Here is a 20,096-nt window from a genome sequence, read left to right as displayed (position 1 = left end):
TTTCTGTGATTGTGAGAGAAAGGTCTTTTTGATGTGAATTTACTATGATATCTCAGTTAGCTTTTTAATAACTTTCCTTAACATTTGTAGCGCGTCTTGTCTTTACTGAGCTTTTTAAAAGAAAACCAGAAAGGATAAAAGCAATTAGTAAAAAAACAATAATCATACAAATCAAGCCGGTCCAGCCAAACATTGACCAAAAGACTCCTCCGAGCGTTCCACCTACGCTTGAACCCGTGTAATATAGAAACAAATAAAGTGAAGAAGCCTGCGCTTTATTTGTTAAAGCGCGCTGACCTACCCAGCTGCTGGCAATCGAATGGCTACCGAAAAACCCAAACGTAAACAAGCCCAAACCGGCTATTTTAGCAAGTAAAGCAGGATTTAACGTTAAAACGACACCGGCTAGCGTAATTAAAAGGTTGATCATAAGTATTTTTTGTTTTCCGTAGCGGTCTACCAGTCTGCCGGTCCACACCGAACTAAACATTCCGATAATAAGAATTAAAAAGACCCAGCTGACAATCGTTTGGCTTAAGGAATAAGGTGGAGCCGTTAGTACATACCCAATATAGTTAAATAAGGCGACGTTGCTGCCTAACAACAAAAATCCTAAGCCATATAAACAAACTAACTCCGGATCTTTAAGATGATCAAGTAACGATTTCCCTAACTTTCCAACTTCTAATTTACGAGGTCGAAAGTGCTGTGAAGGAGGGAGGCTAATCCAAAAGATAACGGTCGCTGCTATACTTATAATACCAATTCCTGCTATTGCACCGTGCCAGCCGAAATAATCACTGAGCGTTCCCGCAATCACTCCTCCGCCAACCGCGCCAATTGCATTGCCGCTTATGTAGAGGCCCATTGCTGAACCAAGGCTTTTAGCTTCGATTTCTTCCCCTAAATAAGCCATTGCCACTGACGGCAGACCGGCTAGCGTAATTCCTACCATTATTCGGAAAAATAGCAGAATATGAAAAGTAGGGCTCCATGCAGTCAACAGACATAATAAAGAAGCGGCAAGCATGGAATAGACCATGACAGGCTTTCTTCCCCAAACTTCCGATAGCGAACCGAAAATAAGCATACTGATAGCCAAATGATAGCCAAAGCTATGGTTGTAACGGAAAGCGATAGGCTAGAAGTTGTTGGAGAAATATGAAATTCTTTTGTGAACGCTAGCATTAAAGGCTGTGCGCAGTATAAAATCGCAAATGTATTAAACCCGGCTGCAAAAAATGCAAAGCTTGTTTTGCGAAAAACGGGCGTTCCTTTTTTTATGTAACTCATAGAGCAACCAGCTTACGCTTTCTCAGATGTACGATACGTTTCATAACAAATCCTTCTTTCTGATAGAAAATGATGATCATAAAATTTTGTAGGAGCTGTATACAGCAGTCGTTAAAAGAAACTAAAAACATCCTCGAGTATGTTTCCGTTTTTTATCGTAACACCTGCTATTTATAATGTATAATTCATTATAATCATATTTTTCATACATCTATGTAATGAGTAGAGCCGCTTGATAAGGAGATGGTACAAAGTGGAATGGCAGCAGTTTAAATATTTTCAAACGCTAGCACGTACGCAGCATATGACGCGCGCCGCAGAAGAGCTGTTAATTACGCAGCCTGCGCTCAGTCGTTCAATCGCTCGTTTTGAAGAGGAAGTAGGAGCATCGCTATTTGACCGGCAAGGACGTTCCATTATATTAAATCAATATGGTAAGGTTTTTTTAAAGCGTGTAGATAACATAATGAAAGAATTTGATAAAGGACAAGAGGAAATTCAAGCGCTGCTAGATCCTGAAAAAGGGCAGGTGTCACTTGGATTTTTACATACGCTCAGCACGGATTTGATTCCAGATTTAATCGCTTCGTTTCGCAGTTTATATCCTAAGGTGAATTTTCAGCTGAGGCAAAGTCCTTCGCACGTGCTTCTTGAACAGCTGGAGCTCGGCGAACTGGATCTTTGTTTGATTGCGCCGATGGAAGAGAAATCGTTCATTAAGTGGCAGCATCTTTGGAGTGAAGAGCTGTTTGTAATCGTACCGAAAAATCACCGGTATGCTGATCGTGAATGTATTGCACTAGAAGAAATTGCTGAGGAATCATTTATTCACTTAAAAGAAGGCTTTTCTCTTCGTCTTACGTTTGAGCAGTTATTTGAAGAGTCAGGAAGAATGCCTCACATCATGTTTGAAGGAGAGGAAGCTGATACCGTAGCGGGACTAGTAGGAGCCGGCTTAGGAATTTCTATCCTTCCAGATTTACACGGAATCGATCAAAGCAAAATAGTGAAAATCCCATTAGCTAAGGCCAACTGCCACCGAGTCATTGGACTAGCATGGATTGAAGGAAGATATCTATCACCGGCTGTTAAACAGTTTAGAAACTTTGTTTTACATAAATTTAATGATCAGAAATAAAGATGCTTCATGGCCTAGGCTTGTTTACAAACTTAGTCCTTTTTTCGTTGGAATAATCGTTTTAAAATCGATCTTTTTTTACCTACTACGCTGCTTTCTTTTGAAGCTTCTACTAATTCTGAAATGGCCTGCTGTTCACGCAGACTTTTACGCAAAGATTGAATAAGCTGCTTATCTTTTTCCTGAAGAATTTGTTTTGTATCAGGCTCTTGTTGGGGTGGAGGCTGTACCGGCTGTTCGGGAGGTGTCGGCTGCTGGTCATCGGCCTCGGGCTGTTCAGCTGCTTCTGCTGTGTCCTCTTTGTCTTCGTCTAGAGACACGGCAGCTTGATCCTCGCTTGTAGTCAAAGAGAATTCTTTTTGCAGCGCTTCATTGATTTCTTCTGCTTGACAGCCTTCATCATAAAGCTGCTTAATTTTCAGTAAGACGGTCGCAGCTGCAGCTTCATATTGTTTTGGTCGATGATCTTCTTTTTGTATAAAGAAATCTTCGAATTTATCTATGTATCTTCTGATAGTTGAAGTAGGAATACTCGTTTCTTCAGATAATTCTTTTACACTAAGCCATTTTGTCATTTTCTCACCACTTTTTAAATGATTACTTATTCGTCAGCATCAATTTGAATTTGTACTAGTATCTCTACTGTTTATCTTATCATGTAACGCTTCTACGTACCTTGCTGTGTTGGTTTCTGTAACGTTTTTATAATCACAGTGTCATAAATGAGGTATAAGCTGCCACTCGCACAAAGATTTGTTAGTTGAAGAATAGGAAATAATCAGTAAGCATTTGTTTGGAGTATGTTGAACAATGATGAGCGTACTTCTTATTATTATCTTATAATGTTGCTGAAGAAAAATCGAGTGATTACTTCACTGTTTATTTAATATGGTAATGTTGTACTAAAGAATAAAAGGAGGGGCGGCATGAGTTTTACAGAGCGAACAGTAGCCCTTATTAAAGAAATCCCTCGTGGAAAAGTCATGACATACGGACAAATTGCCCGCCTGGCTGGTAGTCCGCGAGGTGCAAGGCAGGTTGTACGAGTCCTGCATTCGATGAGTAAGAAACATAATCTCCCCTGGCACAGAGTCATTAATTCTAAAGGAGAAATTGGGTTTAAAGACGAAGAAATGTACGTTGTTCAAAAACTTTCACTCGAAGCGGAAGGAATACTCGTTTCTTCGGATGGAAAGCTTGATCTTAAAGTCCATCTCTATGAACCTGACGTGTATAAATAATAAAAGAAATTGAGACATAGCGAAATTAATTCCAGTTAAAGATGAACAAATGAGATAGAGGAACTGAACCGCTTGTGACACCGCCATTAATTTCCGTGCAAGACTTCGCTTTCCGCGGGCGGTGAGCCTCCTCGTCGCGTATGCTCCTGCGGGGTCTCACCATTCCCGCTTTTCCCGCATGAGTCTTCGTCTTGCCCTCCAATCAATAGCTAGAAGCACCTGATTAGACCTACGTTCACCATCACAATAAAAAAATCCGAATGAGTTTGATTCTCCATCAAGAATCAAACTCGTTCGGAACTTCCTTCAACTAACATATTTTTGTTATTTATGTTTTTCAAAAGCCAGTTTTAATCCAAACCCGATTAAAACGACGCCCGTTGCTTTATCCATAAAGCGCTGAACACTAGGTGTTGTGAGCCATTTTCGTAAATAGTTAATAAAAAAGACGAATACGAAAAACCACGTGATAGCAAGGATCGTATATGTTATTCCCATCAGAAGTAATTGAAGCGTTACATTTTGATCACTTTGAACAAATTGAGGTAAAAAAGTTAAGAAAAACACCGCTACTTTTGGATTAAGAACATTTGAGACAAGGCCTTGACGAAAAGCGGATGTTTCTTTTGACTGCTCCTCTTTTTCAGAAGAAGATGCATTGCTTTTTTTAGAAAGGAAGGCAGAGATGCCTAAGTACATTAAGTAAAGGGCTCCTGCGTATTTTACGATTTCAAATGCCAGAGCTGACTGAAGGAGAAGAGCCGATAAGCCAAACGTGGCGGCGAGCGTATGAACTAAAGAGCCGCTCGCTAAGCCTAATGCCATTTTATAGCCGCCAGTTTGTCCGTCTGCCATCGTTCGTTTCGTGATAAGGGCGGTATCGATACCAGGGCTCATAATAACAAACAATGTAAGAACCAAAAAGGTCAAGATGTCATTCATTTTTTTCTTCCTCCTCGCTGTGATAAAATTAAAATATACTTTATTTATTAAATATAATTTAACACACTTAACTCAGTTTATTAAGTTTAATTTAATAAAATTAAATATAATTAAACATCTTTTACGGAGGAATCATCATGGAAAACATAGATATTGGAAAAAAAGTAGAGAAATTTCGAAAAGAAAAGGGACTAAGCAGTCGTGAATTAGCAAAATTAGCGGATATCACGCCGTCTATGCTAAGTCAAATTGAACGAGGGTTAGCTAATCCGTCTATTTCAACGCTTAAGATTTTAGCTAAATGCCTCGACGTGCCTACTTTTAGCTTTTTGCTTGAAGACATAAATACCTCTCATTTAGTCGTACGGTCAAACGAGCGTAAAACGATGAAGGTAAAAGAGTTAACGTATTCGCTAGTATCACCAGATTTTACTGGAAATCTAGCTACGGCGATTATGGAAGTCCCTCCCATGATGTCTTCATCTGAAACTCCTTTAGCACATAAAGGGGAGGAAGTGGCATACGTTTTAGAAGGAAAAATTAAAGTGTATTTGGACGAGGAAGTATACGTGCTAGAAAAAGAAGATAGCGTCAAAATCCCTTCGCATCTTAAGCACAAATGGGACAATCCGTTTGATGAGAAAGCCGTTATTTTATTTTCCGTTACGCCGCCGGTATTTTAAATTTATTAATAGGTGGTATGCTAGTTATTCTTCATTATCGGGTACTTTATTATATAAATGTGATAAAACTATCATGTTTGTAAGAGTAAACAATTGATAAAATAGAATTGTTGGTAACCTCTACCTAAGAGAATACATACTAAATACTTTTTGGAAAGGTGTTGAAAGGTAATGAAGAGATGGAAAGAGATGTTTTACACTTCAAAGCTTAAAAAAATGATGCCTGCACTGGCTCTATCATGCGCGGCGGTTGTAGGCTTTTCAAGCAGCGGAGTACAGGCTGAAACGGTGAAGTGTCAAAAACAAGAAACGAAAAGTGATCGAGAGTTTGCTAAGCTTGAAGAAAAATATGATGCGAATCTTGGCGTTTTTGCTTTAGATACCGGTACAAACAAAACGGTAACGTATCATCCGGACGAGCGCTTTGCTTATACGTCTACCCATAAGGCTCTTGCTGTCGGTGCACTTTTACAGCAGAAATCAATTGAAGATCTCAACGAGCGAATCTTTTATACGCGCGATGACCTTGTGAACTATAACCCTATTACAGAAAAACACGTGGATACAGGCATGACTCTTAAAGAACTCGCGGATGCATCGCTTCGCTACAGCGACAATACGGCAGGGAATTTAATTCTGCAGCAGCTGGGCGGACCGGACGGATTTAAAGAAGCTTTAGAAAACATAGGAGACGATGTAACGCTGCCTGAGCGGTTTGAGCCGGATTTAAATGAAGTGAATCCAGGAGAAACCCACGATACAAGTACAGCAAGAGCACTTGCTTCAAGTCTTCAAACGTATGTACTTGGACAGGCACTTCCTGAAGACAAACGTGCACTTTTAACGGATTGGATGAAACGAAATACGACAGGGGATGCCTTGATACGAGCGGGCGTGCCGAAAAGTTGGGAAGTAGCCGATAAGACAGGCGCAGGCTCATACGCGACGCGAAATGATATTGCCATTCTTTGGCCGCCGAACGGAGATCCAATTGTTCTTGCGATCCTTTCCGATCGTACGGAAAAAGATGCGGAGTATCATGATAAACTGATTGCAGAAGCGGCTAAACAAGCGGTCAAGGCTCTTAAAGTTACTCATAAATAAAAAATGGATAATAGTAGTTTAAATGTAAAAAAAAGATTGAAAAGATTGATAGAACATTCTATTATTAATGAGACAAAATATAGGAAGGAAGTATCTCTTATGAAAAAGATTTTTCCAATTGTTCTATCTTTCGGTTTGTTAACAAGCGTATCTTTTGGCATGGTTTCAAACGTAGATGCGGCAGCTAAATCTTACAAAAACTGTACCGAATTAAACAAAGACTACAAAGGCGGCGTAGCTCGTGCGGCTAATGTAAAGAATAAAGGCGGCAAAACAAAGTACAAACCGTACGTATCAAAAGCACTGTATGATGCCAATACAAAGCTAGATCGAGATAAAGACTACATTGCCTGTGAAAAATAAATACTGAGTGACTCATCCAAGCGCTTATTGTAAGCGCTTGGATTTTTTATTATCAACTTTTGTTTGTTACGAACTGAGGTCAACAATTAGTCAAGTTGCACAAATTAATATCAGAAAATTCACATAAATAATGATGAACTTACACTGCAATTCGTATACACTATGTACATGTTAAGTTAACTTACATTTGATGTTAGGTTAGGGCGTGGAATCACCATAAAAAAGGAGTTGAGTGTATAGTGTCTACAAATGCAACAAGTACCGTTATAGAAGAGGTACATTCTCATCAAGATAGGGGTCTTGATCCGTCACTAAAGCCAAAAGCGGAAAGTGATCGAAAGCTAACTCCGCTGTCCTATATGTTTATGTGGATTGGAGACGGCGTTAATTTAGGAAATATGACGCTTGGTGCGAGCTTAGTAATTGCGGGTACAGCGGTATTAAATCTTTTTCAAACGTTTGTGGCAGCCATTATTGCCATTGGTATTATTTCTACTTTTTTTGTGTTAAACGATCGAATTGGCTATAAGACGGGTATACCGTATGTGATGCAGCTTCGAATGTCTTTTGGAATAAAAGGATCCGTCATCTCGTCTCTTTTACGAGGTATTCCAGCTATCATTTGGTATGGTTTCCAAAGCTGGACAGGCGGTACAGCTTTAAACGAAATTGGTAAAATTGTGAGCAAAGGGTCTTTTGACAATCTTGTTCTTTGTTTTATTATCATTCAACTGCTGCAAATTGTGCTTTCCCTGTACAGCTTCCACGCGGTTAAATGGGTAGAGATGCTTGCTTCAATCATCATATTGCTTGGCCTTGTTTACGTATTTGGCGTTCTTTTAACTTCTCATAGTGAGGTAGTAGGGGAGAAGTGGGTACATACAAAAGGTTCATGGGGACTTCCGTTCTTTTCTTTCATTATGATGTTTATGGGAAATTATGCGGCAATTTTTCTAAGCGCAGCCGATTACTCTAGAGAACTGAAGCCAGGAATTAGTGACACAAAGCGTGGGTTCTTATACTTTACACCGATTCTAGTAGCCTACGGATTCGTTCTTACAATCGGAGCAATGCTTGCTTCTGCTACGGGCATATCCAATCCTGTCAAAGCGTTTGCGGTTGTAGTGGATAATTCATATATTACCGTCGCTGTATCAGCTTTTATTGTGATTGGCGTTATTGCGGTAAACATGGTGGCAAATATTATTCCGCCTACGTATGTGATTACGCTGCTGACAAAAGCAAACTATAAAGTGGCGGTTATCATTACTGGACTGCTTGCTTTTTGCTCGTTCCCTTGGGTGCTTGTTCAAGATTCGTCAGCTGCAGGTCTTGGGCTCTTCATTTTAATTTACTCTGCTTTTTTAGGGCCGATTGTTTCTATTTTACTAGTCGATTATTATATTTTACGGAAACAAAGAGTAAACGTAGAAGAATTGTATCAAGAAAAAGGGCCGTTTTCCGGCTATAATCCGTGCGCCATGCTTGCGATGCTCATCGGTGCAGGCGCTGCGTTCATCGAAGTTGATTTAGGTTGGATTATAGGAGTAGTAGTCGCAGGAATCTCTTATATTCTTTTGACGAAATTTGCTTTTAAACATTCAAAATTTAAAAAAGGAACCATCTTTGAATCCTAACATTCCATCGATAAAAGCCTTTGCTTTCCGCAAAGGCTTTTATCGCGTCAGATTAAATCTCGTTGTCTAGTTTCCTAAAAAGTGGGTAAAGTAAAGAAGAGAAAAAAGTTACCTCTATTATGAGTTGCTTTTAATAGGAGCGCATCTAATGTATCGCATCAATCATAGCTTAAAGGAGAGGGCAGAGTATGTATGAATTTAGAGTGTATACTCTTCGAGATGGAAGCGAAAAGGTAATCAAAACGCTGAAGCATGAATCGTTTGCGGATGAAATTCAACGAGCGGGAATTAAACAAACAGAAATTGCGCAAACGCAGCTAGTAGATAAACCGAGATAAGAAATTTGCATTTATTCTTACACTAAAAAAGATGGGCTCCTGTGTCTTTACGCAGGAGCCCATCTTTTCTAATTTTTTATAGTTCTTCACCATTTGTTTCAATTACATGTTTATACCAGTTAAAAGAATCTTTTTTATAGCGCTCCATTGATCCGTTTCCTTCGTTGTCACGGTCGACATAAATCATGCCGTATCGTTTTTTCATTTCGCCTGTTGTAAAGGAAACAATATCAATAATTCCCCACGGCGTGTAGCCCATTAAATCAACACCATCGTATGTCACAGCTTGTTCTAACGCTTCGATGTGCGATTTTAAATATTCAATTCGTGATGCGTCATGAATGGATCCGTCTTCTTCAACCGTATCAATGGCGCCAAATCCGTTTTCTACGATGAACAGCGGAATTTGATAGCGGTCGTAGAAGCGGTTTAACGTATAGCGCAAGCCCGTTGGATCAATCGACCAACCCCAATCGCTTGATTTGATATAAGGGTTTGCTACGCCGTTTGGCAATCCGCCGTTTACGATATCGCCCGTGTTGTCAGCTTCAACGTCGCTTTTAACCGTTGTGGACATGTAATAGCTGAAGCCTAAATAATCCACTTTTCCGTTTCGTAAAATTTCTTCGTCGCCTTCTTCAAACGGAATATGATAGCCTTCACGTTCGAATTCTTTTAACGCATAGCTCGGGTAATAGCCGCGAACTTGAACGTCAGGGAAGAAGTAGCGCTGTCTCATTGTTTCTTCTGCTAACATCACGTCTTCAGGGTTTGAAGAATACGGATAAATTGGCACATGTGACACCATTGCTCCGATTTGGAAATCTGGATTAATTTCTTTTCCTTTTGATACGGCAAGAGCGCTTGCTAAAAGTTCATGATGTCCCGCTTGATACATCACTTCTTTTGCATTTTCACCAGGCTTTACAGAAACGCCAGAGTTCGTCCATAGAAATAGAGGATTGTTTACGTCCATTTTATTGTTGATTTCATTAAACGTCATCCAGTACGTGACTTTGTCTTTGTAGCGGTCGAAGCAAACTTCAGCGAATTTCACAAAGCAATCTACCACTTTTCGGCTTCTAAATCCGCCGTATTCTCGAGCTAAATGAAGAGGCATTTCAAAGTGAGACAGCGTAATAACCGGTTCAATCCCGTGCTTTAACAGTTCATCAAATACATCGTCGTAGAATTTTAGTCCTTCTTCGTTTGGCTCAGCTTCATCGCCTTTAGGGAAAATACGGCTCCAGCCAATCGATGTACGCAAACATTTTAAGCCCATTTCTGCAAACAGCGCGATATCTTCTTTGTAGCGGTGATAAAAATCAATTGCTTCGTGATTTGGATAGAATTTATCTTCTTCTACTGTTTCGGTGATTTGTCGCGGCACACCGTGCGCACCTGCAGTCATAACGTCTACTACGCTCGGTCCTTTTCCGCCTTGGTTCCATCCACCTTCAAATTGATGAGCTGCTAATGCGCCGCCCCATAAAAAATTCTTTGGCATCTTTGTCATTGTTAGTTCCTCCTTATTTCACTACGGTAAATAATGTTTGATTCAGTCCGCTATTTTTAACATCTTCAACAATTACTTCTCGATAAGCGCTTGAATTGGTGATAATAACCGGCGTAATCGTTTGTAATCCCTGTGTTTCAATAAATTCTTTATCAAATTCAATGAGTAAATCGCCTTTTTTAAACTTTGCACCGTCTTCTACATGCAGCGTAAACGGCTTGCCGTCTAATGTAACGGTATCTAATCCAATATGAACAAGCAGCTCAACGCCGTATTCTGATCGAAGGCCGATGGCGTGCTTTGTTGGGGCTACCATGACAACTGTTCCGTCAAAAGGTGCATAAAGCTTATTATCTGAAGGATCAATCGCTAATCCTTCTCCCATCGCACCTGAGCTGAATACTTCGTCCGGTACGTTAGAAAGAGGGATGACTTTTCCGCTAAACGGTGCGCTGATCGTTTCTTCATTGTCGTTCGGGTTGCTGACAGCTACTTCGTTTAAAGAAGCAGTAGCTGCTTCTTTTGCTGCATCTTCTCCGTAACCAAACACTTGAATAAGCACAACGGGAAGAATAATCGCAATGGCACATCCGATTAAAATTCCCCAGATCGACATCGGGTAGTCTTGACTGATCCCGTTTACAATGGTCAGAGGTCCGGGCAGTCCTGCGTAAGCAAAGTAATAAGGGTGAAAGAAGCTTGCTACAACAGCACCAATAGCACCTGAAATGCATCCAAAGATAAACGGCTTTTTAAAACGTAGGTTTACGCCGTAAATGGCCGGTTCTGTAATACCAAATAACCCTGTTATCCCGGCTGATACGCTCACTTTGCGTGCTTCTTGGCTTTTTGCTTTTAAAATAACCCCAAGTACCGCTCCAACTTGAGCTACCACGGCAATTGTCTGATACGCTTGAAACGAATCTCTGCCGTTTAAGTCAAAGTTAGCAAGTATCATCGGCGTAATTCCCCAGTGTACCCCGAATATGACAACAATTTGCCAGAACCCGCCAATGATTGCTCCGGCCAAAGCAGGTACGTTTTCAGCTAAAAAGTTATAGCCATGAGCGATTCCATTAGCGCCCATCGTAGTAACAGGACCAATAAGCAAAATTGTTACTGGAACCATAATTATCATACATAAAAATGGAACAAACAGCGGTCTAACCACTTCATGAATGCTCTTATTTAGGAACCTTTCAAGATAAGACAAAATCCATACTAAAAATAAAGGCGGTAAAACAGAAGAAGTATAGACCGTTTCGGATAAGGGAAGACCTAAAAGTGTAATGCTGCTTCCGTCTGAAATTTTCGCCGCCATTTCTGCCCATGTTGGGCTAACCAATGCTGCACAGCAAGCCACTGCGATGTAGGTATTGGTTTTAAAATGCTTAGATGCTGTGATAGCGATAAATATAGGTAAAAAAACAAACGGTGCCCACGAAATGAAGCTTAATACTTGATATGTGCCCGTTTTTGCAAAGCTATCCGCAAACAAATTAATAAGTATTAACGAACCCTGTAAAATTCCTGCTGCTGCTAGGATGTATACAAATGGTGCAAACACAGCAGACATTGTCGCAATCACGCGGTTTAAAATCGTGCCTTTGTTTTCAGTTTGCTCTTTTTCCGTATCTAAATTTACTAAACTAGCAAACTCCTCATAAACATCTCCCACGTGCTGTCCAATCACAACTTGAAACTGTCCGCTGTTTTCAACAACTGTAATAACACCAGGCATAGAAGACACCTTGCGTTTGGCTTCTGGCTTTGAGCGCTTTAACACAATTCGCAGCCTCGTAGCGCAGCGTGTAGCGCTTACGATATTTTCTTCGCCGCCTGCCGCATCTAAAATGTCTGCTGCAAGCTTGTGGTAATCTCTAATTTTCCCTCCCATATGTTCAACCCCCTTGTTGAGTATACGCTTTCAGTATAATTGTATCGATACAATTTATCAATACCCTAATAAAATAATAATCAATAAATAATTTAAGTTTATGGCATGGAGTTAGATTATGGTATAATCGTGTTATTCTTGAGACAAATTCAGTAAAGAGGTATAGCTATGATCAAATACCAACAAATTGCAATTGAAATTGAAACCTATATTGAAGAACACAAGCTTCAGCAAGGAGAAAAGCTGCCTGTATTAGAAACACTGATGGCGCAGTTTAAGGCAAGCAAAAGTACCGTAACAAAGGCCTTAGATCTGCTAGAGAAAAAAGGCGTTGTTTTTCAAGTGAGAGGAAGCGGCATTTTTGTCCGTCGCCATAAACGAAAAGGCTATATTGGCTTGCTTTCCAATCAAGGATTTACGAGTGAACTTGAAGATTTTCAGTTAACGTCGGAAGTGATTGAGTTAGATGTACGAAAGCCGACGCAAGAAGCCGCGTTAAATTTAAACATAGAAGAAAATAGTGACGTCTATTATGTAAAAAGAGTACGGTATATTAACGGCCAGACGCTTTGTCTAGAAGAATCGTTTTATAATAAATCTATCGTTACATACTTAAATAACGAAATTGTTTCTCAGTCTATTTTTCATTACATTAAAGAAGGACTTGGCTTAAAAATCGGGTTTTCGGATCTATATCTTCACGTTGGCAAGCTGAACGAAGAAGAAGCTACATACTTAGGATTAAAAGAAGGCGATCCTAAATTGTTTATTGAAACACTTTTTCACTTAGCCAACGGACAGCCGTTTGACTTTTCAAAAGTGACGTACAACTATGAACAATCTCAGTTCTTTTTACAAGCAACGAGTCATGTTTTATAAAAAAAGTGTCTGTCTCTCAATTAGTCAGGAACGAGAGGCAGGCGCTTTTTTCTTTATTTCTCTAATGAAGATACGAAAAAAGACAAAGATTGTAATAAATAGGAAGTTGATATACGGTAAAATGGTTACAGTTACAAGATTTATGGAGATAGGGAAAGAGGTGCTAAGGTGAAAAAGATGCTGAGTTATCTTATTCCCATGCTTTTTATGTTTGGTTTGCTTTCCATGAATTTATTTCAGCCGACTAAAGGCGATTTTATCGCTGTAGGTGTGATATCGATTCTTGCAGGTATTGTGATTGGTTTTATAATGAACATAGGCTGTGCAGTATTAAAAACAGTCAAAAGTAAGATGGAGTAAACTGATTAGAGGCGGTGGAGGTTTTGAGTGAAAGTATTGTTATTCAGCCATATACGAGCAAGTATCAACAGCAAGTAGTGGATTTAATTCTTCATATTCAGCAGCAAGAATACCATATTCCGATAACGGAAAAAGATCAGCCTGATTTGTTTGAAATCGAAAGCTTTTATCAACAGGGAAACGGAAACTTCTGGGTTGCTGTTTGTAACGAAAGAGTAGTAGGAAGCGTGGCTTTAATAGACATCGGCAGCCGTCAAGTAGCGCTGCGGAAAATGTTTGTAGCAAAGTCTTATAGAGGAGCAAACTTTAAAACAGCTCACCGGTTGTTGCATACAGCCATCGCGTGGGCAAAAGAGAGAGAAGTGGAAAGAATATATTTAGGAACCACATTACAATATAGAGCTGCTCATCGATTTTATGAGAAAAATGGGTTTCAACATATAGAGAAAGAAAAGCTGCCTGAGAATTTCCCGGTGATGAACGTAGATAAAAAGTTTTATACATATAAGGTATAAAGTGAGCCGCTAGGTCAACGAATCTAGCGGCTTTTACTTTGGCAATGTTTCTTGATAATGAACTCTTTTTTTAAGTAGCAAATTGTCTAACTGAGCAATTAAAATCCCCGCAACCACAATAACAGAACCAATCAGTTCTTTAAGCGTAAACATCTCATGCAAAAAAAGAACGGCAAACAGCGCAGCAAAAATCGGTTCCGTTGCAAAAATAAGTCCTGTGTGAGTAGGAGTTGTGTAGCGCTGCGCAATGGCTTGACAAATGAAGCCAATCGCACTGCAAAGAACGCCAAGACCTAAAATCGCAATCCATGATGATAAAGTAGTGGGGATGCTAGGGTGTTCAAATAAAAAGCTGCAAATCAGTGCAAATAATCCAGCAAAATCGGTTAATTCATAAGACTCTTAGGAACTAAGAGCATCTTTGTGCTATAATAAAGCTATACAATTACCTATTAGTCATCATTGATGACTAATTTTTTTTGGAGGATAATATGGAAGATTTATTACAATTAAAGAACAAGAACATTGTGATCATGGGAGTTGCCAACGACAGAAGTATTGCTTGGGGTGTTGCAAAAGCCCTTCACCAAGTAGGAGCAAACTTAATTTTTACATACCGTAAAGAACGTTCACTAGGAAAATTGAACAAGCTGCTAGAAAAAAATGAAATTCAAGCATCACTAATTGCTGAATGTGACGTGAACAGCGATGAAAGCATTGAAACAGCGTTCAAGAAAATCGGAGAAGAAGCAGGCACAGTTCACGGAGTGATTCACTCTGTTGCGTTTGCTCACTCAGAGGATTTAAACGGTGAGTTCATCAATACATCAAGAAGCGGATATGCATTTGCTCAAGACACAAGCGCTTATTCATTTATCGCTGTAGCGAAAGCAGCAAAACCTCTTATGACAGAAGGCGGTTCTCTTGTAGCAATGAGCTATCTTGGTGCAGAACGTGCAGTTGAAGGCTATAATGTAATGGGCGTAGCGAAAGCAGCGCTTGAGTCTTCAGTAAAATACTTAGCATTAGACTTAGGAAAAGACAATATCCGCGTAAATGCGATTTCAGCAGGCCCAATTCGTACGCTTGCAGCAAAAGGCATTTCTGACTTTAACCAAATTCTTCACAAAGTTGAAGAAAAAGCACCTCTTAAGCGTAACGTAACGCAAGCAGAAGTTGGCGACATGACGGTTGTATTACTGAGCCACCTTTCACGCGGCGTAACAGGAGAAATCGTACACGTAGACGCTGGCTATAATATTGTAGGTTAATTGCAAAACACCTTCTCAAATGAGAAGGTGTTTTTTTCATGGGAAGACAAATGCATCCCAAAAAACACGGATCCCTTAAAGAAATATTATTAGCAATAAGGTGAATGATAAGAAATATTCATTCTATACTTCTAGATAAATACGTGCTTCCACTTGTAAAACAAGAGCTCATGCCTATAAGAAAAGAGAAGAAATACGTAATTTAATTCATAATTAATCAAACGCCTATATATTTTAAAATAGATAAGCTCTAAATCCCAACATGAACATATGATGTGGCAAAGGAAAAGGAGTTGAAGAAACATGCATCAAGGACAGCAACATTATATTCCATGGGAACAATGGCATCACCAGCATCCTCAAGGCACGTGGAATCAATGGCATCAGCAACATCCTCATGTACCTTGGGAGCAGTGGCATAAACAGTATCCGCACGGCACGTGGAATCAATGGCATCAACAACATCCATATACACCTTGGAATCAGTGGCATCAGCAGTATCCGCACGGTACGTGGAATCAGTGGCATCAGCAAAATCCATATGTGCCATGGAATCAGTGGCACCAGCAGCATCCACACAGTTCGTGGAATCAATGGCATAATATTTATCATCAAAGCTAAAGCGCTTTTTACCATAAAAGGTCCGGTTCTCCTTGGGAACTGGACCTTTTGTGTAGAGACGTGAATGACGCAGTGAGTTTAATTTTCAGCGCTGTATACGAGCGGCGATGATGAAGAATATGTTTGGTTGATAGGGTAGGGGGTACACAAATAAAGCGGATTAAAGACCGCTATTCATGATGTTTAAGCTATGTAGTAGAGTAGACTGGTTCGCAGTAAAGCAACGATGTAAACAAGCAAAAATTAAATATAATTTTCTTGCTTGACAATATACCTATAGGGGTATAATATAGAGCATGTAAACAACATCAAATTAATAGCAAGGCGGTGATTGTTATGCTTTATATAGCAGTATTGTTGCTTGCTATTTTATTTATTGCATACAGACGTTATTATCCTGTTAAAGGAATACAGTGCATACGGGAATCTGAAGCAAAAGAACTTGGGCGAACGGTTGTAGATATTCGTCATTATCATGAAGTTCATGATTCGATTAGTATAGTTATTCCGTATGCGTATCTCAAACGCTTTTATTCAGAAATTCCACAGGGCAGCGTTCATCTGATTGCCGGAGATAGAGTGGAGTTAAATTTAGGCGTACGGTTCTTACGAAAAAAAGGTTTTAAAGTACGCAGCTATGAGTTAGCAGCGTGTAAAAGTAAAGGAAAGAAAGGGGTATTCGATTATGGAGTATAATCAACAAGTGAAAAATCGCATGCGCCGAATTGAAGGGCAGTTAAAAGGCGTGCTTAGCATGATGGAACAAGGAAAAGACTGCCGAGACGTCGTGACTCAATTATCTGCTGCAAGAAGTGCCATTGATCGCACAATGGGAGTTATTGTGAGCAGCAATCTTGAACAGTGCGTCAGAGAAAGCCTTCAGCAAGGAGAGCCAACGGAAGGTTTAGTGAAAGAAGCTGTACAGCTTTTAGTGAAAAGTCGTTAATCATTGTCACCTTGTTTAAAGTTGACGAATATCACTATTTAATATAACATACCCTTACAGGTATATGTATATAAAAGGAGAGATAAATAAGATGAAAATTGATCAAGTTTTAGATGCAAAAGGATTAGCGTGTCCAATGCCAATCGTCAAAACAAAAAAGGCAATGGATACTTTAACAACAGGCCAAGTATTAGAAGTGCAAACGACAGATAAAGGTGCTAAAAGTGATCTAACAGCTTGGGCAAAATCAACAGGACACGAGCTTATTGATTTTAAAGAAGAAGGAAGCACATTTATCTTTTACATTCAAAAGAGCTAATTTTTTTAAATTCAAATATACCCCATAGGGTAATAGGAGGAGCAACATGACTGAGCAAAAGAAACGAACAACAATTGTATTATTTAGCGGTGATTATGACAAAGCGATGGCAGCTTATATTATTGCTAACGGAGCGGCTGCTTATGACCATGAAGTGACGATATTCCATACGTTTTGGGGATTGAATGCGCTTCGTAAAGAAGAAATGGTGCCGGTGAAAAAAGGATTTTTAGAAAAGATGTTTGGCAAAATGATGCCGCGCGGTGCGGATAAAATGGGCTTATCTAAAATGAACTTTGCAGGTATGGGACCTAAAATGATTAAAAATGTCATGAAAAAGCATAATGCCCTAACGCTGCCGCAGCTTATCGAAATGGCACAGGAACAAGATGTGAAGCTAGTGGCTTGTACGATGACGATGGATCTTCTAGGGTTACAGGAAAAAGAATTGCTAGATAATATTGAATATGCAGGCGTAGCGGCGTATTTAGCCGACGCAGAAGACGGAAACGTAAACTTATTTATCTAAAAGATAGCTCATGAAGTGAGGGTCAATATGATTATTAATGCGCTTATTATCGTCTTTCTGCTGTGGTTTTTGTATCAGCGTTTTGCAACAGTAAAAGGTATTCAGCAAATAGCCACAACGGAGTTAAAAGCAAAGTTAAAAAATAAAGATAACCAGTTTATCGATGTGCGAACACCACATGAATTTCGTACCAAACATATTAAAGGGTTTCGAAACATTCCTTTATCAGAATTGCCAGCGCAAACAGGGCAGCTTTCAAAAGACAGAGAAGTAGTCGTTATTTGTCAAAGCGGAATGAGAAGTATGAAAGCAAGTAAACTGTTGAAAAAGCAAGGTTTTATAGCCATTACCAACGTTAAAGGCGGCATGAATACGTGGAGATAAATCAAGAAGGAGGAGAAGCAGCGTGAAGACAATAGCAGCACAAGAAGTAGAACAGCTAGTAAAAAAACAAGAACAAATTCACATTTTAGACGTGCGTGAAGTAGAGGAAGTAAAAATAGGTAAAATACCAAATGCGTTAAATATTCCGCTTCCTTTATTGGAATTCCGTATGCATGAGTTAGATAAAGCAAAGAATTATATTGTTGTCTGTCGTTCTGGTGGCAGAAGCGGAATGGCAGCTCGTTTTCTGGAGCAGCAAGGCTACAGTGTAACGAATATGACCGGCGGCATGATGGAGTGGAAAGGGGAAACGGTCTAATTTTTTTAGATAAAAATATACCCCTACTAGTATTTAAACCAAGGAGGAAAAAGAAATGATGCAAGCAAACTTCGTATTAGATGCAAAAGGGTTAGCATGTCCAATGCCAATCGTAAGAACAAAGAAGAAAATGAATGAATTAGAAGCAGGTCAAATACTAGAAATTCAAGCAACGGATAAAGGCTCTACGGCTGACTTACAAGCGTGGGCAAAAAGCACAGGTCATGAGTATTTAGGTACCGAGGCAGCAGGTGACGTTCTTCACCACTTTCTTCGTAAAGGCGGAGCTGAAGAAAACGTAACGCCAATTCCTGAAATTTCATTAGAAGAATTTGCGAAAAAAGTAGAGAATGATGAACATCTTCATATTTTAGACGTTCGTGAAGTAGAAGAATACGATGAAGCTCATATTCCAGGCGTAGTTCATATTCCGCTTGGTGAAGTAGAAAAACGTTTCAATGAGTTAAATAAAGAAGATGAAATTTATATTATTTGCCACTCTGGAAGACGAAGTGAAATGGCAGGCCAAACAATGAAAAAGCAAGGATTTAAACATTTAATTAACGTGGTTCCCGGTATGCGTGACTGGACGGGTAAAGTAGAATAACCAATCGATTATAATGGATTAAAAAATTTTGATAGTTCATATACCTAAGGAGGTATTTTAATATGACAGTACATGTACTTACTGCAAAAGAAGTTACATCTAAAATTATCAATAAAGAACCGTTATTTATCTTGGACGTTCGTAACGAAAGTGATTTTAGCGATTGGAAAATTGAAGGTCATCAATTCCAGCATTTAAATGTTCCATACTTCGATCTTTTAGACGGAGTAGAAGAAATCTTAGAAAAAATCCCTTCTGATAAAGAAGTATTAGTTGTCTGCGCCAAAGAAGGTTCATCAGTGATGGTAGCTGACATGCTTTCAGAAGCTGGTCTTACCGTATCGTACCTTAAAGGCGGTATGAAAGCGTGGAGTGAGTACTTAGAGCCTGTTAAAGTTGGCGATTTAAAAGACGGCGGAGAAATTTATCAGTTTGTTCGTATCGGTAAAGGGTGCTTATCTTATATGATCGTATCAAACGGTGAAGCGGCTATTATTGACGCGACGCGTATGGCAGATGTGTACATCGACTTTGCCAAAGAACTTGGTGTCACTGTTAAGCACGTGTTTGATACGCACCTTCATGCAGATCACATTTCAGGAGGAAGAGTCATTGCGGAAGCAACAAATGCAGCGTACTGGCTGCCTCCAAAAGATGCAGAAGAAGTGATTTTTGACTACAAGGCTTTAGAAGAAGGCAGCGATGTCGTAATTGGTAACACAACGATTACGATTCAGCCTCTTTATTCACCGGGTCATACGATTGGGTCAACTTCATTTATCATAGACGATCAATATTTGCTTTCAGGTGATATTTTGTTCATCGATTCAATTGGACGTCCTGATTTAGCTGGTATGGCTGAAGACTGGGTAGGCGATTTGAGAGAAACGCTTTATACACGTTATAAAGCATTGTCAGATGAGTTAATCGTATTGCCAGCTCATTTTATGATTATTGATGAGCTAAATGACAACGGCAGCGTAGCTGAAAAGTTAGGTACGTTGTTTGCAAAAAATCACGGATTAAATATTGAAGACGAAGCAGAGTTCAGACACTTAGTAACAGATAATTTACCGCCGCAGCCAAATGCGTATCAAGAAATTCGTGAAACCAACATGGGAAAAGTAAGCCCAGATGAAGAAAAACAGCGTGAAATGGAAATTGGACCAAACCGCTGTGCGATTCGCTAAAACC

The 20,096-nt window shown here is 39.6% G+C and carries 25 protein-coding genes and 1 pseudogene; 20 read left to right on the top strand and 6 right to left on the bottom strand.

All coding sequences use genetic code 11. The annotated features are described in order from the left end of the window. Nucleotides 1-64 precede the first annotated feature (64 nt). Nucleotides 65-1,293 (bottom strand): annotated as a pseudogene (locus tag AC1VNJ_RS07885) (MFS transporter). A gap of 253 nt (nucleotides 1,294-1,546) precedes the next feature. On the opposite strand from AC1VNJ_RS07885, the gene AC1VNJ_RS07880 reads away from it, so the two are divergent. Next, nucleotides 1,547-2,431, top strand: coding sequence for a LysR family transcriptional regulator (locus AC1VNJ_RS07880; RefSeq protein WP_416420626.1), 885 nt, complete (start codon nucleotides 1,547-1,549; stop codon nucleotides 2,429-2,431). Nucleotides 2,432-2,463: 32 nt separating this feature from the next. Here AC1VNJ_RS07880 and AC1VNJ_RS07875 read toward each other — a convergent pair whose 3' ends face one another. Beyond that, nucleotides 2,464-3,006, bottom strand: coding sequence for a MerR family transcriptional regulator (locus AC1VNJ_RS07875; protein WP_154990176.1), 543 nt, complete (start codon nucleotides 3,004-3,006; stop codon nucleotides 2,464-2,466). 351 nt (nucleotides 3,007-3,357) lie between these two features. Here AC1VNJ_RS07875 and AC1VNJ_RS07870 point away from each other — a divergent pair, with 351 nt between their 5' ends. Then, nucleotides 3,358-3,672: an MGMT family protein gene (locus tag AC1VNJ_RS07870; protein WP_482640556.1), complete on the top strand. Its 315-nt coding sequence runs from the start codon at nucleotides 3,358-3,360 to the stop codon at nucleotides 3,670-3,672. A gap of 324 nt (nucleotides 3,673-3,996) precedes the next feature. Here AC1VNJ_RS07870 and AC1VNJ_RS07865 read toward each other — a convergent pair whose 3' ends face one another. Then, entirely contained in the window at nucleotides 3,997-4,614 is a 618-nt protein-coding gene (locus tag AC1VNJ_RS07865) for a LysE family translocator (RefSeq protein ID WP_034263872.1), read from the bottom strand. 137 nt (nucleotides 4,615-4,751) lie between these two features. On the opposite strand from AC1VNJ_RS07865, the gene AC1VNJ_RS07860 reads away from it, so the two are divergent. From AC1VNJ_RS07860 to AC1VNJ_RS07840, 5 genes are all read left to right on the top strand, one after another. Further along, entirely contained in the window at nucleotides 4,752-5,297 is a 546-nt protein-coding gene (locus AC1VNJ_RS07860; RefSeq protein WP_033580269.1) for a helix-turn-helix domain-containing protein, read from the top strand. 171 nt (nucleotides 5,298-5,468) lie between these two features. Beyond that, a complete protein-coding gene (gene bla, locus AC1VNJ_RS07855; RefSeq protein WP_482640555.1) occupies nucleotides 5,469-6,401 on the top strand; it encodes a class A beta-lactamase in 933 nt (310 codons plus the stop codon). Between the two features lie 99 nt (nucleotides 6,402-6,500). Next, the gene (locus AC1VNJ_RS07850) at nucleotides 6,501-6,764 is read left to right on the top strand and encodes an excalibur calcium-binding domain-containing protein (RefSeq protein ID WP_028414580.1); all 264 of its coding nucleotides are present in this window, start codon (nucleotides 6,501-6,503) and stop codon (nucleotides 6,762-6,764) included. Nucleotides 6,765-7,003: 239 nt separating this feature from the next. Beyond that, a complete protein-coding gene (locus AC1VNJ_RS07845) occupies nucleotides 7,004-8,401 on the top strand; it encodes an NCS1 family transporter (RefSeq protein ID WP_482640554.1) in 1,398 nt (465 codons plus the stop codon). Between the two features lie 188 nt (nucleotides 8,402-8,589). Then, entirely contained in the window at nucleotides 8,590-8,739 is a 150-nt protein-coding gene (locus AC1VNJ_RS07840) for a hypothetical protein (protein ID WP_013058052.1), read from the top strand. A 76-nt stretch (nucleotides 8,740-8,815) separates the two neighbouring features. Here the strand turns inward: AC1VNJ_RS07840 and bglA are convergent, their stop codons facing one another. Next, nucleotides 8,816-10,255, bottom strand: coding sequence for a 6-phospho-beta-glucosidase BglA (bglA, locus tag AC1VNJ_RS07835; RefSeq protein WP_482640553.1), 1,440 nt, complete (start codon nucleotides 10,253-10,255; stop codon nucleotides 8,816-8,818). A gap of 13 nt (nucleotides 10,256-10,268) precedes the next feature. Further along, nucleotides 10,269-12,152 carry a beta-glucoside-specific PTS transporter subunit IIABC gene (locus tag AC1VNJ_RS07830; protein WP_482640552.1) on the bottom strand — a complete coding sequence of 628 codons (1,884 nt, stop codon included), beginning with the start codon at nucleotides 12,150-12,152 and terminating at the stop codon, nucleotides 10,269-10,271. A gap of 168 nt (nucleotides 12,153-12,320) precedes the next feature. On the opposite strand from AC1VNJ_RS07830, the gene AC1VNJ_RS07825 reads away from it, so the two are divergent. The 3 genes from AC1VNJ_RS07825 to AC1VNJ_RS07815 all read left to right on the top strand — a co-directional run bounded on the left by AC1VNJ_RS07825 (nucleotide 12,321) and on the right by AC1VNJ_RS07815 (nucleotide 13,906). Beyond that, nucleotides 12,321-13,031: a GntR family transcriptional regulator gene (locus AC1VNJ_RS07825; protein WP_116514238.1), complete on the top strand. Its 711-nt coding sequence runs from the start codon at nucleotides 12,321-12,323 to the stop codon at nucleotides 13,029-13,031. Between the two features lie 177 nt (nucleotides 13,032-13,208). Beyond that, nucleotides 13,209-13,391, top strand: a complete 183-nt coding sequence (locus tag AC1VNJ_RS07820) for a hypothetical protein (RefSeq protein ID WP_153255133.1) — start codon at nucleotides 13,209-13,211, stop codon at nucleotides 13,389-13,391. Between the two features lie 23 nt (nucleotides 13,392-13,414). Continuing rightward, nucleotides 13,415-13,906: a GNAT family N-acetyltransferase gene (locus AC1VNJ_RS07815; protein WP_482640551.1), complete on the top strand. Its 492-nt coding sequence runs from the start codon at nucleotides 13,415-13,417 to the stop codon at nucleotides 13,904-13,906. A gap of 33 nt (nucleotides 13,907-13,939) precedes the next feature. Here AC1VNJ_RS07815 and AC1VNJ_RS07810 read toward each other — a convergent pair whose 3' ends face one another. Further along, nucleotides 13,940-14,236, bottom strand: coding sequence for a DMT family transporter (locus AC1VNJ_RS07810; RefSeq protein WP_482640698.1), 297 nt, complete (start codon nucleotides 14,234-14,236; stop codon nucleotides 13,940-13,942). A 161-nt stretch (nucleotides 14,237-14,397) separates the two neighbouring features. On the opposite strand from AC1VNJ_RS07810, the gene fabI reads away from it, so the two are divergent. The 10 genes from fabI to AC1VNJ_RS07760 all read left to right on the top strand — a co-directional run bounded on the left by fabI (nucleotide 14,398) and on the right by AC1VNJ_RS07760 (nucleotide 20,092). Further along, nucleotides 14,398-15,177 (top strand): enoyl-ACP reductase FabI, encoded by a 780-nt coding sequence (fabI, locus tag AC1VNJ_RS07805; RefSeq protein ID WP_482640550.1) that lies wholly within the window; start codon nucleotides 14,398-14,400, stop codon nucleotides 15,175-15,177. Nucleotides 15,178-15,480: 303 nt separating this feature from the next. Further along, nucleotides 15,481-15,798: a hypothetical protein gene (locus AC1VNJ_RS07800; RefSeq protein WP_028409369.1), complete on the top strand. Its 318-nt coding sequence runs from the start codon at nucleotides 15,481-15,483 to the stop codon at nucleotides 15,796-15,798. 336 nt (nucleotides 15,799-16,134) lie between these two features. After that, entirely contained in the window at nucleotides 16,135-16,494 is a 360-nt protein-coding gene (locus AC1VNJ_RS07795; RefSeq protein WP_047750421.1) for a hypothetical protein, read from the top strand. Beyond that, a complete protein-coding gene (locus AC1VNJ_RS07790) occupies nucleotides 16,484-16,744 on the top strand; it encodes a metal-sensitive transcriptional regulator (RefSeq protein ID WP_033580279.1) in 261 nt (86 codons plus the stop codon). The genes AC1VNJ_RS07795 and AC1VNJ_RS07790 overlap by 11 nt, the downstream gene beginning before the upstream one ends. 91 nt (nucleotides 16,745-16,835) lie before the next feature. Beyond that, on the top strand, nucleotides 16,836-17,063 hold the full coding sequence (locus tag AC1VNJ_RS07785) for a sulfurtransferase TusA family protein (RefSeq protein ID WP_028414566.1): 228 nt from the start codon (nucleotides 16,836-16,838) through the stop codon (nucleotides 17,061-17,063). A gap of 46 nt (nucleotides 17,064-17,109) precedes the next feature. Then, nucleotides 17,110-17,592, top strand: a complete 483-nt coding sequence (locus AC1VNJ_RS07780) for a DsrE/DsrF/DrsH-like family protein (RefSeq protein ID WP_013058040.1) — start codon at nucleotides 17,110-17,112, stop codon at nucleotides 17,590-17,592. Between the two features lie 27 nt (nucleotides 17,593-17,619). After that, nucleotides 17,620-17,976: a rhodanese-like domain-containing protein gene (locus tag AC1VNJ_RS07775; protein ID WP_028414565.1), complete on the top strand. Its 357-nt coding sequence runs from the start codon at nucleotides 17,620-17,622 to the stop codon at nucleotides 17,974-17,976. A 22-nt stretch (nucleotides 17,977-17,998) separates the two neighbouring features. Beyond that, complete coding sequence (locus AC1VNJ_RS07770; protein ID WP_088048717.1) at nucleotides 17,999-18,295, top strand: rhodanese-like domain-containing protein; 297 nt, start codon at nucleotides 17,999-18,001, stop codon at nucleotides 18,293-18,295. Between the two features lie 55 nt (nucleotides 18,296-18,350). Then, nucleotides 18,351-18,902 (top strand): sulfurtransferase TusA family protein, encoded by a 552-nt coding sequence (locus tag AC1VNJ_RS07765; RefSeq protein WP_482640549.1) that lies wholly within the window; start codon nucleotides 18,351-18,353, stop codon nucleotides 18,900-18,902. A 62-nt stretch (nucleotides 18,903-18,964) separates the two neighbouring features. Then, entirely contained in the window at nucleotides 18,965-20,092 is a 1,128-nt protein-coding gene (locus AC1VNJ_RS07760; RefSeq protein WP_482640548.1) for an MBL fold metallo-hydrolase, read from the top strand. Nucleotides 20,093-20,096: the final 4 nt, after the last annotated feature.

This window comes from Priestia sp. 3CA3 (assembly GCF_056836725.1).
Note: the sequence above shows the minus strand (reverse complement) of the source record. Positions and strands in the feature narration are given on the sequence as shown.

Excerpts from the sequence above, each read along its gene's own strand:
- AC1VNJ_RS07875 (WP_154990176.1), bottom strand. The coding sequence starts at position 3,006 with ATGACAAAATGGCTTAGTGTAAAAGAATTATCTGAAGAAACGAGTATT.
- AC1VNJ_RS07870 (WP_482640556.1), top strand. The coding sequence starts at position 3,358 with ATGAGTTTTACAGAGCGAACAGTAGCCCTTATTAAAGAAATCCCTCGT.
- AC1VNJ_RS07865 (WP_034263872.1), bottom strand. The coding sequence starts at position 4,614 with ATGAATGACATCTTGACCTTTTTGGTTCTTACATTGTTTGTTATTATG.
- AC1VNJ_RS07860 (WP_033580269.1), top strand. The coding sequence starts at position 4,752 with ATGGAAAACATAGATATTGGAAAAAAAGTAGAGAAATTTCGAAAAGAA.
- bla (WP_482640555.1), top strand. The coding sequence starts at position 5,469 with ATGAAGAGATGGAAAGAGATGTTTTACACTTCAAAGCTTAAAAAAATG.
- AC1VNJ_RS07850 (WP_028414580.1), top strand. The coding sequence starts at position 6,501 with ATGAAAAAGATTTTTCCAATTGTTCTATCTTTCGGTTTGTTAACAAGC.
- AC1VNJ_RS07840 (WP_013058052.1), top strand. The coding sequence starts at position 8,590 with ATGTATGAATTTAGAGTGTATACTCTTCGAGATGGAAGCGAAAAGGTA.
- bglA (WP_482640553.1), bottom strand. The coding sequence starts at position 10,255 with ATGACAAAGATGCCAAAGAATTTTTTATGGGGCGGCGCATTAGCAGCT.
- AC1VNJ_RS07830 (WP_482640552.1), bottom strand. The coding sequence starts at position 12,152 with ATGGGAGGGAAAATTAGAGATTACCACAAGCTTGCAGCAGACATTTTA.
- AC1VNJ_RS07825 (WP_116514238.1), top strand. The coding sequence starts at position 12,321 with ATGATCAAATACCAACAAATTGCAATTGAAATTGAAACCTATATTGAA.
- AC1VNJ_RS07820 (WP_153255133.1), top strand. The coding sequence starts at position 13,209 with ATGCTGAGTTATCTTATTCCCATGCTTTTTATGTTTGGTTTGCTTTCC.
- fabI (WP_482640550.1), top strand. The coding sequence starts at position 14,398 with ATGGAAGATTTATTACAATTAAAGAACAAGAACATTGTGATCATGGGA.
- AC1VNJ_RS07800 (WP_028409369.1), top strand. The coding sequence starts at position 15,481 with ATGCATCAAGGACAGCAACATTATATTCCATGGGAACAATGGCATCAC.
- AC1VNJ_RS07795 (WP_047750421.1), top strand. The coding sequence starts at position 16,135 with ATGCTTTATATAGCAGTATTGTTGCTTGCTATTTTATTTATTGCATAC.
- AC1VNJ_RS07790 (WP_033580279.1), top strand. The coding sequence starts at position 16,484 with ATGGAGTATAATCAACAAGTGAAAAATCGCATGCGCCGAATTGAAGGG.
- AC1VNJ_RS07785 (WP_028414566.1), top strand. The coding sequence starts at position 16,836 with ATGAAAATTGATCAAGTTTTAGATGCAAAAGGATTAGCGTGTCCAATG.
- AC1VNJ_RS07780 (WP_013058040.1), top strand. The coding sequence starts at position 17,110 with ATGACTGAGCAAAAGAAACGAACAACAATTGTATTATTTAGCGGTGAT.
- AC1VNJ_RS07775 (WP_028414565.1), top strand. The coding sequence starts at position 17,620 with ATGATTATTAATGCGCTTATTATCGTCTTTCTGCTGTGGTTTTTGTAT.
- AC1VNJ_RS07765 (WP_482640549.1), top strand. The coding sequence starts at position 18,351 with ATGATGCAAGCAAACTTCGTATTAGATGCAAAAGGGTTAGCATGTCCA.
- AC1VNJ_RS07760 (WP_482640548.1), top strand. The coding sequence starts at position 18,965 with ATGACAGTACATGTACTTACTGCAAAAGAAGTTACATCTAAAATTATC.